We start from the raw sequence: 14998 nt of genomic DNA, 5'->3' as shown, positions 1-14998 counted from the left end.
ATTAGACAACGTCGTAATACAGGAAGTCAGATTACCGATCTTATCAAATCGTACATGCACCAGAGATACCCTGCCATAAAAAAATATTCCCAGATTAAACATCCTATAATACGACTTCGTCTATTACAGGCTACATATATGGATTTGTGACTCATTTAAGCGTAGCCTGTATTAGACAACGTCGTAATACAGGAAGTCAGATTACCGATCTTATCAAATCGTACATGCACCAGAGATACCCTGCCATAAAAAAACTTTCCCAGATTAAACATCCTGTAATACGACTTCGTCTATTACAGGCAACATATATGGATTTGTGACTCATTTAAGCGTAGCCTGTATTAGACAACGTCGTAATACAGGAAGTCAGATTACCGATCTTATCAAATCGTACATGCACCAGAGATACCCTGCCATAAAAAATTATACCCTGTAATACGACTTCGTCTATTACAGGCTACATATACTGGGGTGATCAACGATGTCCGTGCACATTACCGCCACCATGCCCGTGTCCGCCTCCATGTCCATGATGATTTGAGCTTGAATGATTTCCATGATGTACCGTTCCTCCGCCAAATCCATGACTGTGTCCCTGATGATGATGGTGATGCCCTGTTCCGGCTGCAAGAATTATTGGGGGCGGAGAGAAAAATCCGGTATTTCTATATCCTGAATACCCGCCTGAAACATAAGTGGTTCTGTTGGAAGAGCAAGCAGACAGTACGAAAATTGATGCGCAAATTAATGTAACTATACCCAGAACAGGAACAATGGGAGCAAGAGACAGGGCGGTTACTGTTGCCACGCTTATTGCGGTCATTGTCGCTGCCGCTATTCCCGCAGTGTGGGCAGAAGCCATTATTCCAAGACCTATTAAGCCTGCTGCTGATATAACGCCAATTACTCCAGCGATACATTTTAAAATAAAGCTGTAGTTATTCTCGTCTTCGACTGCTGTATTTACATTAGCTTTAGTGCTCATTTTTTCCCTCGGGTTATGTATCCTGTTACTAAAGGTTAGGAGTATTATTTTTAAAACGTCTTGTTCCTAAGTTCCCTTACTATTCAGTGGATTGTACCAATTTAGCATCAAAAGTCATTAGATTTTTATTGAATTTCAGCACTTGGAATTTTTAGGGTTTGATGCTCTAATCAGGTTCTTAGCATACAAGGTTACTACAGAAAATCCATTATTCTTTGAATGAGTAGTTAGGACAAATGTAAGATAAGTGTAAATTAAAGACAGCTACACCTGCTATAATAGTGCTTTATGGTAACTTGGAAATCTGACTCGTGCTAAATGATTCCGCAAGTCATTAAACCAGATAGAGGTACAAATATGTCACGTAATGATGAACAGCAAGAGAAAAATGTGCAAAAGGAAAGACAACGACTGGCCGAGCAACAACGAAAAAAGAACGAATTGGATTTGTTGCGTCAAGCCGAAGAACAGCGCCTGAAAGACGAACAAATAAGGAATGCGATATTAGATGATTCCATGACTGCCGCACCGGTTGCAACCACGTTATCTTTTCAGGTTCAACCTCCTGCAGGTGAGGGTGAAGATTGGCAGAAAATTATTGAAGACTTTAAGAAGCTCTATCCCTATAGCCCGATTAAGAATAATATCTTAACTTTTCCAACTCAAAAAGACGCTATTAATTTTTTCACTGCTCAAGCACGTCAGGAACCTCCCCGTAAATTTCTGGCAATTCAAATTGGAAGCGATGGCAAGCCTACCGGTTATACCCTTTTTTCATGTGGTAATGGCACGCTTTATCAAGGCAGTCTGGCAGAAATCGAGTCGCAGCTAAAAGCAGAACTTAAAAATCAACCCGATGATCACAATTTGCAAGAAGGTTTAGCGACTATAATGCGTGCCTCCAATACTGCCCAAAGTTATAAAGAGTCTTTGAAGCTAATTAAAGAGCCTTCTGAAGGCAAATTGGAACATGATCTTTTATCAGGACAAGTCTCATCATCGTCACAGCATACAAAGTAGCACTATTTATCTGAATGAGGTAGGGGAGTTAATAGAGGGAAGTGGCACAACAAATCGAGCCTTCTTCCCTCTAAATTAATGGGGTTTAATCATCTTCCCAGCTTAAAGTACCACCAGCTTGATATTCAATGACACGAGTTTCGAAGAAATTCTTCTCTTTCTTCAAGTCCATCATCTCACTCATCCATGGAAATGGATTTTCAGCGCCAGGGTATTGATCCGGCAAACCAATCTGGTTTAAACGACGATTTGCTATGAAGTGGAGGTATTCTTCAAACATTTCAGCGTTCATACCCAATATTCCATGCGGCATGGTATCTTTGGCGTATTGATATTCCATCTCAACGGCTTCTTTAATGAGTTGGATGATTTCTTCTTTAAACTCAGGCGTCCATAAGTGTGGATTTTCGATTTTAATTTGGTTTATGACATCAATACCAAAATTCATGTGCATGGATTCATCACGTAGAATATATTGGAACTGTTCTGATGTACCAACCATTTTATTTCGACGACCCATAGATAAAATTTGAGTAAAGCCGACATAAAAGAATATACCCTCAAAAACGACGTAAAATGCAATCAAATCACGTAACAAGCGCTGATCATTTTCAAGAGTTCCGGTATGGAAGGTTTCGTCTCCAAGACTTTGTGTAAATGGCAAAGCCCAGGCTGCTTTGGTAGCAACTGAAGGTATTTCCCTGTACATATTAAATACCTCTGCCTCATCAAGTCCGAGACTTTCGATGATGTATTGGTATGCGTGGGTATGCAATGCTTCCTCGAACGCTTGTCGTAACAGATATTGACGGCATTCCGGGTTGGTAATGTGTTTGTAAACAGCAAGAACCAGATTGTTAGCGACTAAAGAGTCTGCTGTAGAGAAAAATCCCAGATTACGTTTGATGATTAAGCGCTCATCCTCGGTGAGTCCGTTAGGATCTTTCCACAGTGCGACATCAGCGTTCATACTGATTTCATTGGGCATCCAATGGTTAGCACAGGCAGCAAGGTATTTATCCCATGCCCATCGGTATTTGAAAGGAACCAATTGATTGAGATCGGCACGACAGTTGATGATTTGCTTGTCATCAACCTGGATACGTGCTGCACCCATTTCAAGTGATTCAAGGCCTGTCGCCCCTATAACAGGATTGGCGACATGTTGTTGATTATTATTTTTGTGTTCCATGAAATTTCTCCTGGTTATTGGCAGGCTTCGCAGTCTGGATCGAGAATAGAGCACAGCTTGGGTTCTTCATTAATCAGCTTCACCGCATTAAGCGCACCATCCGTAACGGTTGATTTTTCGGCATTAGTTGCACCTAAACTTCGTAAGTAATAGGTGGTTTTTAAACCACGTATCCACGCATGCATGTAGAGTTGATCCAGCTTTTTGCCTGAAGGTTTCGCCATATAGATATTTAGGGACTGAGCCTGGTCTATCCATTTTTGACGGCGAGAAGCTGCTTCAACCAACCACATAGGATCTATTTCAAAAGAGGTCGCATAGCGTTTTTTCAACTCTTCAGGAATGCGGCTAATGGGCTGAACACTGCCGTTGAAGTATTTCAGATCATTAACCATGACCTCATCCCAAAGATTGAGCGCTTTTAATTCCGCAACCAAATAGGGATTAACTACGGTAAATTCACCAGAAAGATTGGATTTAACGTAAAGATTCTGGTACGTAGGTTCTATAGATTGTGATACACCACAGATATTGGAAATGGTTGCGGTGGGAGCGATAGCCATTACGTTAGAATTACGCATTCCTTGCGTGCGGACTTTAATTCGTAATGTTTCCCAATCCAGTCTTTGCGAGCGATCTTGTTCCAGATATTTGCTACGAGACTGTTGTAACAGATTAATCGAATCAATAGGTAGTATGCCCTTGCTCCACAAGGAACCTTCATAACTGGAGTAATTGCCACGTTCTTTGGCTAAGTCACAAGAGGCTTCAATGGCATAATAACTGATTAATTCCATGGATAAGTCAGCAAACTCAATCGCTTCTTTGGAGGTATAATCCATTTTCAGTTCGTATAACGCATCCTGAAAGCCCATGATACCCAGTCCTATTGGTCTGTGTTTCAAGTTCGAATTTCGTGCTTGCGGTACAGAGTAATAGTTAATGTCGATTACGTTATCCAGCATGCGTATGGCTGTAGTGACGGTTCGCTTCAGTTTTTCTTTGTCTAAAGCGCCATTTTTAATATGAGCAGGAATATTGATACTGCCCAAGTTACAAACAGCAATTTCGTCATCAGTCGTATTGAGGGTAATTTCGGTACACAGGTTAGAACTGTGCACGACCCCTGCATGTTGTTGTGGCGAGCGAAGATTACAAGGATCTTTGAACGTCAACCACGGATGTCCTGTTTCAAACAGCATGGAGAGCATTTTTCGCCACAGTTTGACTGCAGAAAGTGTTTTGGCATTATGTATCAAACCTTGACGTACTTTCTCTTCATATTCGACATAGGCCACTTCAAAAGCCTGCCCGTATTTATCGTGCAGATCAGGTGCCTCATCTGGTGAAAACAAGGTCCAATCACCTTCTTCACGAACTCGTTTCATAAACAGGTCAGGAATCCATAACGCTGTATTCATATCATGAGTTCGTCTGCGGTCATCCCCGGTGTTTTTTCTTAATTCAAGAAACTCTTCAACGTCTCTATGCCAGCATTCCAGGTAGGCGCAGACAGCCCCTTTACGTTTTCCGCCCTGATTTACGGCAACGGCTGTAGCATCCGCAACATTAAGAAAAGGAACTACACCTTGCGACTTACCGTTGGTTCCCTTAATGTGAGAGCCCATAGCTCGAACACGTGTCCAGTCATTACCTAGTCCGCCAGCAAATTTGGAAAGCATGGCATTATCTTTGATTGCGCTGTATATACCATCCAGATGATCGGGAACAGTAGTCAAGTAGCAACTGGAGAGTTGCGGTCTGACTGTACCTGAGTTAAACAATGTCGGGGTTGATGACATGTAATCAAAAGAAGACAACAATTGATAAAATTCAATGGCTTTTGCTTCTTTATCTTTTTCGCGCATAGCCAGACCCATCGCTACTCTCATGAAAAATGCCTGGGGCAATTCATAACGAATACCGCGGTCATGAATAAAATAGCGGTCGTACAATGTTTGCAGACTTAAATAGGTAAACTGCATGTCACGTTCAGGCAGCAATGCTTTACTGAGTTTGTCCAGATCATAATCAGCCATTTTGGCGTCGAGCATTCCCTGGGCAATACCATGGCTGATGTACGCTTTGAAGTACTGAGGATAGAGCGCACTCATTTCGTCAAAGGTCGCATCGGATTTAATTTTTAACTTGGATAAAGCTTCCATGCGCATGCTGTCCAGTAGTAAACGAGCGCTGACATAGGTATAGTTAGGCTCTTTTTCAACCAGTGTACGTGCTGCCATAATGAGTGACTTGTGAACGTCTTCAAATTTGGCTTGATTGTACAGATTACGCAATGCGTCTTTGATTATTGGTTCAGCAGATACGTGCTCCAAATTACGAATGGACTCATCGACTATAGTTTTTACTCTGTCCATATCCAAGGGCTTGAGTTGCCCATTAGGCATGGTGATCATTAACTGCTTGTTGTCAGTGGGTTGCTGTTTTTGTTCGCTTTGACGCGCTTTTCTATGTTCTTCTCGATAGAGAACATAAGAGCGAGCTACCAGGTGATGACCGCTACGCATCAGCGCCAGTTCAACCTGATCTTGAATGTCTTCTATGTGAATTGCGCCACCGCTTGGCAGGCGACGTCTGAATACCTGTGTTATTTGGCGAGTAAGCTCTTCAATCTGTTGATGAATTCTATCGGATGTAGGAGCGGTGCCACCTTCTTCAGCAATAAAAGCCTTGGTAATCGCTATTTTTATTTTAGTATCGTCATAGTTCACAACCTTGCCATTACGCTTGATTGTTTTAAGTAAACCTGGAGCGTTAGCTGTCAATTCCAGTTGACTCGTTTGCGGCACATCTTTTACCGGCTCGATAATTTCGGACATTTTTCCTCCACGAAATATGTTTGTGTCAACAGTTGATAAGGCTTAATTTACTGTTAGTTTAATTGTAGCAGAAAACCCAATATATAGGGTCTCTTTGGGGCGCACATAACAAGATAGTGTGTTTTTAATTCATGGTCAAGAGAATAAATTGGGTATATTTTGTGGATAACTTGTGGGTTAAAAAATATAAACTGATGGAGCACGTCAATATGTCAGTATTTTCATGATCTTTACGATTTATAATGACTATTTATTTTTTTTAACGATTATTGCATCGCTTACGTTAGAAAAACCGTGAACATTCAGTTGAAACGTATCAATATGTGCAAATAATTGGCTTGAACTACCCCCATCAAGGTTAATTGCATCGGTACACGATAGGGGAGGCGCTTTCAACAATTGCGCCAGCTCTTTGGTAGACATGGCAGAATTAGTCGATACAAGGACTATAACCTTACCTTCTTTTGTAATGCCCAAGGCAGTACGTTCTGCAACCCCCGGTTTAAGTTTGGGTATTTGTCCGTTGATCAATAATCTTGGGCCGCTTTGGATGGCAAATTGAACGTGTTGATCGGCGTTAAAATGATTGATATGAGTAATGTGGGGTATGTTATTTTTGATATAAAAAATCCCCCACCAACTGATTTGTTTTAAGGGATTTTCCTGTTTTTTGTTATTTATTCGCAGGCCGAGAGGTTTGAATTCATGATCAAAAAAGCCACCATTAATGCTTAACAAGGCATTGCTGTGTTGGGCAAATTGATCGGCCGAGGCATTTTTTAGAGAGAGTGATTTGGCATTGACCAACGCTAATTGGTTTTGGTTTAAATCAATACGAAAAACATGAATATGTGACCAAGGCGATAATAAACCACCTGCAATATCCTGGTACTCAATCCCTGATGTTAATTCTTGCCATCTGTCTGCCGAACAGGAATTGAGCGGGAGTGATGAACAAATAATAAAAAAAAGAGTGCGTAACAAATAAATTATGTTTGCAGGATAAACATTGGTTTGCGAAGACATGTTATTGTATCCTTAGGTACATCATTCAACACCACGGAATCTCATATGCAAATTAAATCGCAACATAACAATAGTGAAGTACATAAGTCAACTAAAGAATTAACACAACTGATGAATCAGGTATTGGATATCGCCAAACAAAAAGGTGCCACTGATGCTGCGGTTGCGGTCAATAATGATAGGGGCTTTTCTGTGGACGTTCGTATGGGAGAGGTTGAGACTGTTGCGTTTAGTGAAGATAAGGGGATTGGATTAACGGTTTATTTCGGCCAAAAAAAGGGTGGGGCAAGCAGTACAGATACATCGCTTGCGGCATTGGAATCTATGGTGCAAGCAGCCTGTGATATTGCTCAGGTAAGTGCGTCAGATCCCTGTTTTGGTCTTGCTGATAGAGAGTTAATGGCTAAAAATCATCCTGATCTTGAGTTATATCACCCTTGGGATGTAACCCCACAACAGGCGATAGAAATCGCCTTGTCTTGTGAGAAGCATGCGTTATCTCTGGATAAACGAATTGTTAATTCCGATGGTGTTAGTGTGTCTTCTTATGAATCGCACCATGCCTATGCAAACACCCATGGTGCCGAAGGGTACATTCACAGTACAAGACACAGCATCAGTTGCTCGGTGATTGCCAAAGAAGGCGAGGAAATGCAAAGAGATTATGAATATACGACGGTGCGCAATGCTTGCGATTTGGTTCATACTGATTTAATTGCACAAAATGCTGTTGAACGAGCTTTGAGTCGTCTTGGATCTCGTCAGATTGAGACACAAATGACGCCTGTTATTTTTTCATCCCGCGTGTCCAGTGGATTGATTGCCAGCTTTGTTAGCGCCATCAGCGGCTCCAATTTGTACCGTAAAAACTCATTTTTGCTGGACTCCATAGGACACCAGATTTTTCCAGAATTTATTCGTATTTACGAACAGCCTCATTTAAAGGGAGCTTTGGGTAGTGCTCCTTTTGATGGGGAAGGAGTACCAACTCGTCCTAATGTTCTGGTTGATCACGGTCGGGTTGTTCAGTATGTTCTTGGCAGCTATTCTGCTCGGAAAATGGGACTAAAAACTACAGCCAACAGTGATGGAGTGCATAATTTAACTGTTGATCCTACTGCGGATGGATTGCCTGAATTGTTGAAAGCAATGAATAAAGGACTGCTCGTCACCGAGTTAATGGGGCAGGGGGTTAATGGCATAACAGGTGATTATTCACGAGGTGCAAGTGGGTATTGGGTAGAACATGGAGAAATCCAGTTTCCTGTTGATGAAATAACGATTGCAGGCAATTTAAAAGAAATGTTTCGAGGAATTAAAGCCGTTGGTAATGATCTTAATCCTAATATTTCAACCCGATGCGGTTCAATATGGATTGAAAACATGATGGCCGCTGGAAAATAATCAGTCGCTTGGGCATAATCTCCCAAATCATTTCTCACCCTCTCTATGCTCGGAGGATGATGATTTGGGAGTACACAAAATATTCGTTAATTAAATTTTTGCTAACTTCACATATTGCCTAATACTACGTGCTACCGAATAAAATAATGAGGTCGCTTCGCAACACGATTTAATCTCCCTCACCTTTGCTCCCTCTACCCCACGCTATGCGCAGTGGAGAGGGGAAACCTCGGTAAGCTCAATTAAGTACGTGGGGAGGTACAATTTTTTGTTCTGCTGCGACTTTAATAGACTTAAATCCAGTTGATTTTTGCGAAGCACGCAGTATATCACTAATTATCCCGTCTCAAGTCCGGAATAATTACTTGCAAATTGACTTTACAGAAACCACAGGTTAGTTTTTATCACGAAATATGATGCGTCCTTTGGACAGATCGTAAGGAGTTAATTCTACTTTAACCTTGTCTCCTGTAAGAATTCTGATGTAATTTTTACGCATGCGACCTGAAATGTGGGCGGTTACAACATGGCCATTTTCCAGTTCAACACGAAACATAGTGTTGGGTAGGGTATCTATAACGGTGCCAGCCATTTCAATATGATCTTCTTTTGCCATAGGTCTCTCAATGATGTTACAGGTTCATAAAGGTGAAATAGTGCACTAATTTGAGAAAAATGGCAATCCAAGTGAGTTATTCAATTCAATAAATCGCATCATTTCAGTTTTTTTAGCGGCTCATTCTCTAAACACCATGCTACTTTTAATTATGAAACGTTCAGATGATAAAGAGAATGGCCTCATAGCATGGACATTTTTTTTATGTCTTAAGGTTTTGCTCGATGTATTATTTTTGAACTGGATAGCCCTCATCTAGCCAACTGCGTAAACCGCCGCTGAGTGAATAAACCTGAGAGTATCCCATCTTTTGTAATGCATCTGCGACTAAAGCACAACGAAATCCACCACTGCAATACACTACTATGAGTTGGTTGTGGTCGGGAATCAGCTGCTCAATGTCACGTTCGATTATACCCTTACTTAAATGAATGGATGTGGGAATAATGCCATCGGATAATTCTCTGTCTTCTCGAGTGTCGATTACGGTAACCTGCTCATGGCTGTCTATGAGCTGTTTGAGTTTTTGCGGGCCTATTTCCTGAATACGTTTTTTTGCATCTTCTACGAGATTAAGAAATCCTGGTGAATGTTTTTTCATTGTTTATGCTCCTGTAATTCTTTGTCATTTAAGCTTAGCTTATAAAACCAGTTTAAAAAAATTTCAGGGATGTTGCCAATCTACCTATCGCTGAAATTCAGGATTAATCCTTCGCCAGTTTCATTTGAAATATACATAAAAAAATGATGTACTGTTGGACATCTGCTTGATACTGAAAGGGGAATTCTCTGTGTTATGGATATCAGCACCTCATTTATGGGTTGCATTCGCAGCTACACTTTTTCTTGTTCTTTTTCATTATCTTAGCCCGTGGTTTGCTAATCATTTACCAGGAAATGGAAGTGCTTTTGTTTCATTTGCAGGTGGGGTGGCGGTTGCTTATGTATTCTTGCATATGTTGCCAAATCTGGTTGAATACAACAAACCTATTGGTCAATTGCTTTTAGCTAATCAATGGCTTACTCCCTTTACCGAACTGTTGATATATATCGTGGCGTTGCTTGGTTTTCTTGTTTATTATGGATTTGATTTGGTTGCTGAGCGAAATCGTGTTACAGGAAAGGATGATGGCATGGTGTATGGATTACACCTTACCATGTTTTGTCTGTATAATTTTTTAATTACCTACACCATGTCACTACGTGCTTTAACCAGTATTACGGCTACTGTTTTATTTACTTTTGCCATGGCGCTGCATTTTGTTTTAACTGATCGCAAATTCACCCGGTTTTATAGCGTGCAATTTAATCATTTAGGTCGTTTTATACTGATAAGTGCGCTGCTTGTGGGGTGGATTTGTTCCGTTATTTTTGATCCTGTTAATGTGTTAATCGCCGCTTTGATGCTCGCTTTTCTGGCTGGTTCAGTGTTATTGAATGTGTTCAGAGAAGAAATGCCTGCCTCAGGTTTGGCAAGCTATTATTGGTTTTCTTTTGGGGCGTTACTTATTATGTTTCTGTTGTTGTTACAAACCTGGATAATAGCGTGGTATCCGGTTGCGATTAAACCGGAATTCGTCGGGTAAATTGTTTTGTTTTTACTGATTATTTTTTACTTACAGGTAACTGTAAAGAATACTCCCATGTTCCGGTTGTATCAGGATTTTTCAAGGTTAAACCTAATAAATGAAGAAATTCCTTTCTACTGATGATTTTTGCACCTAAGCGCAGGAGATGATTGGTAGGCATTTGGCAATCTATGAAATCAAATTCCCACTCTTGCAAGCAATGGCATAAAAAATATAATGCAATTTTAGAGGTGTCTGTTACTTTATGAAACATGGATTCACCAAAAAATGCTTTTCCTAAACTAATTCCGTAAAGTCCACCAACAAGTTCGTCTTCTTGCCATACCTCAAAAGAATGAGCATAACCCATGGCGTGCAATGTGGTATATGTGTCAATCATGTCTCGAGTAATCCAGGTATTATCGAGTCGTCCCGAACTGGTTGCACATGCAGTGATTACCTGCTGAAAAGCAGTATCTACAGATAATCGAAAGGGTTTTTTTAATGATTTTTTTAAACTTGCAGATACGTTTAATTGATCAGGATAAAGAATTAATCTTGGGTTTGGCGACCACCACAGAATGGGGCATCCAGGTTCAAACCAGGGAAATATTCCTTGGTAGTAAGCCTTCAAGACACGTTGTGGGCATAAATCACCACCAATAGCGAGCAGTCCTTGCTTATCGCTGGTTTCCGGGTGTGGGAAAAAATAGTCGTTTTCGACCAAGGCAAGCCTCTATCCTTAAGATGGTTTTTAAAAATAGTACAACGGTTAATGCATTTTATCTATGGTTTTGCTCGGATCTGTGTTTAAAACACATCAAAAACTTCAGGAAGAATACAACCTCAAAGTGGACAAGCATATGGCTTTAATCGGGAATAGAATAAAAAGGACAAAAAGAGGTCACACTTAAGACTATCCTCTTTTCATCCCAATGTTTAGTGTTTTAGAGTGAATCAAGATACTTTTCGGCATCCAGAGCAGCCATACACCCAAATCCAGCGGAAGTGATTGCTTGACGGTACACGTGGTCAGCAACATCACCGCAGGCAAAAACGCCAGGTATGGATGTACTGGTTGCCATTCCATCTAATCCCGATTTAATGGTGAGATATCCATCTTTCATGTCAAGCTGGTCAACGAATAAAGAGGTATTAGGTGTATGACCAATAGCAATAAAAACTCCATCAACAGCCAACTCGCTCTTTTCGTCAGTTTTAACATTACGAATTGATACGCCAGTGACTTTCTTGCCATCACCAAGCACTTCTTCAAGGGTAGTATCCCAGATAAGTTTTACATTACCGTTACGTGCTTTTTCAAACAGTTTGTCTTGCAGAATTTTTTCAGATCGCAGGGTGTCTCTTCGGTGAATCAGGGTAACCGAAGCAGCTATGTTGGATAAATAAAGCGCTTCTTCAACCGCTGTATTTCCTCCGCCAATAACGCAGACGTTTTTATTTCTGTAAAAAAAACCATCGCAAGTGGCGCAGGCTGAAACGCCTCTACCTTGATAGGCTGATTCGGATTCTAGACCCAAATAGCGAGCCGAAGCTCCAGTTGCAATAATTAATGCATCGCAAGTATACAGCGTGCTGTCACCGTGAAGTGTAAATGGTGCTTGCGCTAAATCAGCTTTGACAATATGATCGAAGATGATTTGAGTATCAAAGCGCTCAGCATGTTTTTGCATCCGCTCCATCAGGGCAGGGCCATGTAGACCCTCAACGTCGCCAGGCCAGTTATCCACTTCAGTGGTTGTCGTTAATTGACCGCCTGGTTGCATGCCCGTGATTAATACTGGGTTTAAGTTGGCTCTTGCGGCATAGACTGCGGCGGTATAACCAGCTGGACCTGAACCAAGTATAATTAAGCGGTGGTGATTGCTTGTGCTCATCGTCTCTGCCTTCCTTATTTTTTTGTGTTAAGATGGCAAATGTTATGACAAAAACGAAAATAATAAAATACCTATGGCCAAACAAGACTCGGGAAAACAGGCTGGAACCCCTAAAAAAACCATGCCGAACCATATCATTAAGCGCTTGAGTGAAGGCGGCTTTATCTTTGTTTCATCAATTGCACTTTTTGTGCTTTTGTCATTGTTTACATACAGGAGCAGCGACCCTGGCTGGTCGCACGCCACCAATAATGGGGTTCACGTCGCTAATGCTGGTGGCCAGGTAGGTGCCTATCTCGCTGATGCCTTATATTTTGCCTTTGGTTATTTTGCCTTTTTATTGCCGCTGGCGTTTGTTTACGTTGCCTGGGCATTACTGAAAGATTTTCATGCATTAAAATCTTTTGATAAAACAGTGCTGCTGATTCGTGCCGCTGGTTTCATCTTAATGGTCATGGGCGGATGCGGTCTGTTAACACTGCAACCCGAAATTAAAGCCCTGGACTCTATTCACAGTGCTGGGGGGATTATTGGCCAGGCAGTGAGTAATGGTTGGTATCAGATGTTAAATTTTCAAGGAGCGACCCTTGTTCTAATGGCCATGTTGTTGATGGGAACTACCTTGTTAACCGGCTTGTCATGGTTTGCCGCACTTGAACTCGTAGGCAAGTACACTTTAATCGGTTTTAATGCCTCTTGTCGTGTTGCAACGCAGCTTTTTAAACTAAGTCAGACGCTAGCCACTTCAGCAAAACTCAAAGAGCTTAAATTTCCTTCAGTACAACAGGCACCGGCTAAAGAAAAATCAGTTCCTCAATTGTTCAAACCTAAAAAGGAAAAAGAGCTTGAAAAAGCACCGCCTTTGCTTATCGTCTCTGAGGACGTTAAACCCGAATCAGTGAAACATGTCAGGGAAAACCGGGAAATCCGTCCTCCTAAATTCACCACATCACTTGCCATGCCCGGATTAAATTTACTGGATAAAGGTGAGCCAGGGAAACCTATGGGTGGATATACACATCAGGAACTGGAGAATGTATCTCGTGATGTTGAGCAACATTTGCTTGATTTTGGTATTCAGGCCGATGTTGTCGCTGTTCATCCGGGTCCGGTCGTTACCCGTTTTGAATTACAGCTTGCTGCGGGCGTGAAAGTTAGCAAACTTACCGCTTTGGCTAAAGATTTAGCTCGCTCTTTGTCCGTAATTTCTGTTCGTGTCGTTGAGGTGATTCCCGGTAAAACAGTCGTGGGCCTTGAATTACCCAATCATTCCCGCGAGGTGGTTCGTTTATCAGATGTTCTATCTGCTGATGTATATCAACAAGCTCACTCACCACTCACATTAGCCTTGGGTGTTGATATTGCCGGTCATCCCATGATAGTTGATTTAGCCAAAATGCCTCATTTGCTTGTGGCAGGAACGACCGGATCAGGAAAATCAGTAGGCATCAATGCCATGATATTAAGCATCCTGTTTAAAGCAACTCCTGAACAGGTTAGGTTGATTATGGTTGATCCCAAAATGCTTGAATTATCCGTATATGACGGTATTCCTCATTTATTAACCCCCGTCGTTACTGATATGAAAGAAGCCGCAAGCGCTTTGCGCTGGTGTGTTGAGGAAATGGAAAGACGATATAAGCTAATGGCTGCTTTGGGAGTGCGCAATTTAGCCGGGTTTAATACCAAAATCGCAGAAGCAATTGCCCAGGGTGAACCTTTAGTTAATCCTTTATGGAAACCTGTAGATTCAATGGATGAAACGGCACCTCAGTTGCATGCGTTACCGTATGTTGTTGTCGTCATCGATGAGCTTGCTGACATGATGATGGTGGTCGGTAAAAAAGTAGAGCAGCTGATTGCTCGTATTGCTCAAAAAGCCCGGGCAGCAGGAATTCATATGATTCTTGCAACACAAAGACCTTCTGTTGATGTATTGACCGGTTTGATTAAATCCAATATTCCTACTCGTATTTCATTCCAGGTTTCATCAAAAATTGATTCTCGTACTATACTTGACCAACAAGGCGCAGAACAGTTGTTGGGGCACGGCGATATGTTGTATCTCGCTCCTGGAAGCGGTGCTCCCTTGCGTGTACATGGTGCTTTTGTAGACGATAAAGAAGTGCATCGTATTGCGGACGATTGGCGCTCAAGAGGTGAGCCGGATTATATAGAAGACATTTTAAAAATGACTAATGACAGTGCTGAGGGTGGTGGGCTTGATGATGAGGGGCAGTCAGTTGAAGATGATGATCCTTTATACGATCAGGCGGTAGAGTTTGTCATTCAAACACGAAAAGCGAGTATTTCTGCGGTGCAAAGACGGTTAAAAATTGGGTATAACCGAGCAGCACGCATGGTCGAAGAGATGGAACGAACCGGCATTGTTGGTCCACTTGATGGTGGCTATAGAGATGTTCTGGTCTCTTCAGTAACTGAGGAATGA

The 14998-nt window shown here is 41.6% G+C and carries 12 protein-coding genes; 4 read left to right on the top strand and 8 right to left on the bottom strand.

Annotated features, from left to right (window positions below):
• Positions 1 to 475: 475 nt before the first annotated feature.
• Positions 476 to 985, bottom strand: a complete 510-nt coding sequence (locus tag Lwor_RS11675; RefSeq protein ID WP_058494064.1) for a hypothetical protein — start codon at positions 983 to 985, stop codon at positions 476 to 478.
• Between the two features lie 357 nt (positions 986 to 1342).
• On the opposite strand from Lwor_RS11675, the gene Lwor_RS11670 reads away from it, so the two are divergent.
• Positions 1343 to 2005 carry a hypothetical protein gene (locus tag Lwor_RS11670; RefSeq protein ID WP_058494063.1) on the top strand — a complete coding sequence of 221 codons (663 nt, stop codon included), beginning with the start codon at positions 1343 to 1345 and terminating at the stop codon, positions 2003 to 2005.
• Positions 2006 to 2090: 85 nt separating this feature from the next.
• Here Lwor_RS11670 and Lwor_RS11665 read toward each other — a convergent pair whose 3' ends face one another.
• From Lwor_RS11665 to Lwor_RS11655, 3 genes are all read right to left on the bottom strand, one after another.
• Entirely contained in the window at positions 2091 to 3197 is a 1107-nt protein-coding gene (locus tag Lwor_RS11665; RefSeq protein ID WP_058494062.1) for a ribonucleotide-diphosphate reductase subunit beta, read from the bottom strand.
• A gap of 14 nt (positions 3198 to 3211) precedes the next feature.
• The gene (locus Lwor_RS11660) at positions 3212 to 6037 is read right to left on the bottom strand and encodes a ribonucleoside-diphosphate reductase subunit alpha (RefSeq protein WP_058494061.1); all 2826 of its coding nucleotides are present in this window, start codon (positions 6035 to 6037) and stop codon (positions 3212 to 3214) included.
• A gap of 246 nt (positions 6038 to 6283) precedes the next feature.
• Positions 6284 to 7063 carry a phosphodiester glycosidase family protein gene (locus Lwor_RS11655; RefSeq protein WP_058494060.1) on the bottom strand — a complete coding sequence of 260 codons (780 nt, stop codon included), beginning with the start codon at positions 7061 to 7063 and terminating at the stop codon, positions 6284 to 6286.
• 45 nt (positions 7064 to 7108) lie between these two features.
• Here Lwor_RS11655 and pmbA point away from each other — a divergent pair, with 45 nt between their 5' ends.
• On the top strand, positions 7109 to 8467 hold the full coding sequence (gene pmbA / locus Lwor_RS11650) for a metalloprotease PmbA (RefSeq protein ID WP_058494059.1): 1359 nt from the start codon (positions 7109 to 7111) through the stop codon (positions 8465 to 8467).
• 394 nt (positions 8468 to 8861) lie between these two features.
• Here pmbA and infA read toward each other — a convergent pair whose 3' ends face one another.
• Positions 8862 to 9083 carry a translation initiation factor IF-1 gene (gene infA / locus Lwor_RS11645; protein WP_006872751.1) on the bottom strand — a complete coding sequence of 74 codons (222 nt, stop codon included), beginning with the start codon at positions 9081 to 9083 and terminating at the stop codon, positions 8862 to 8864.
• A gap of 229 nt (positions 9084 to 9312) precedes the next feature.
• Positions 9313 to 9684 carry a rhodanese-like domain-containing protein gene (locus Lwor_RS11640; protein ID WP_058494058.1) on the bottom strand — a complete coding sequence of 124 codons (372 nt, stop codon included), beginning with the start codon at positions 9682 to 9684 and terminating at the stop codon, positions 9313 to 9315.
• Positions 9685 to 9874: 190 nt separating this feature from the next.
• On the opposite strand from Lwor_RS11640, the gene Lwor_RS11635 reads away from it, so the two are divergent.
• Positions 9875 to 10669 carry a hypothetical protein gene (locus Lwor_RS11635; protein ID WP_058494057.1) on the top strand — a complete coding sequence of 265 codons (795 nt, stop codon included), beginning with the start codon at positions 9875 to 9877 and terminating at the stop codon, positions 10667 to 10669.
• Between the two features lie 19 nt (positions 10670 to 10688).
• Here the strand turns inward: Lwor_RS11635 and aat are convergent, their stop codons facing one another.
• Both aat and trxB read right to left on the bottom strand, forming a co-directional pair.
• Positions 10689 to 11378, bottom strand: coding sequence for a leucyl/phenylalanyl-tRNA--protein transferase (gene aat, locus Lwor_RS11630; protein ID WP_058494056.1), 690 nt, complete (start codon positions 11376 to 11378; stop codon positions 10689 to 10691).
• 220 nt (positions 11379 to 11598) lie between these two features.
• Positions 11599 to 12549: a thioredoxin-disulfide reductase gene (gene trxB / locus Lwor_RS11625; RefSeq protein WP_058494055.1), complete on the bottom strand. Its 951-nt coding sequence runs from the start codon at positions 12547 to 12549 to the stop codon at positions 11599 to 11601.
• Positions 12550 to 12622: 73 nt separating this feature from the next.
• Here trxB and Lwor_RS11620 point away from each other — a divergent pair, with 73 nt between their 5' ends.
• Positions 12623 to 14998 carry a DNA translocase FtsK gene (locus Lwor_RS11620; protein ID WP_058494054.1) on the top strand — a complete coding sequence of 792 codons (2376 nt, stop codon included), beginning with the start codon at positions 12623 to 12625 and terminating at the stop codon, positions 14996 to 14998.

Origin of the sequence: Legionella worsleiensis (genome assembly GCF_001467535.1) — a bacterium.
In the GTDB taxonomy this organism is placed as follows: domain Bacteria; phylum Pseudomonadota; class Gammaproteobacteria; order Legionellales; family Legionellaceae; genus Legionella; species Legionella worsleiensis.
Note: the sequence above shows the minus strand (reverse complement) of the source record. Positions and strands in the feature narration are given on the sequence as shown.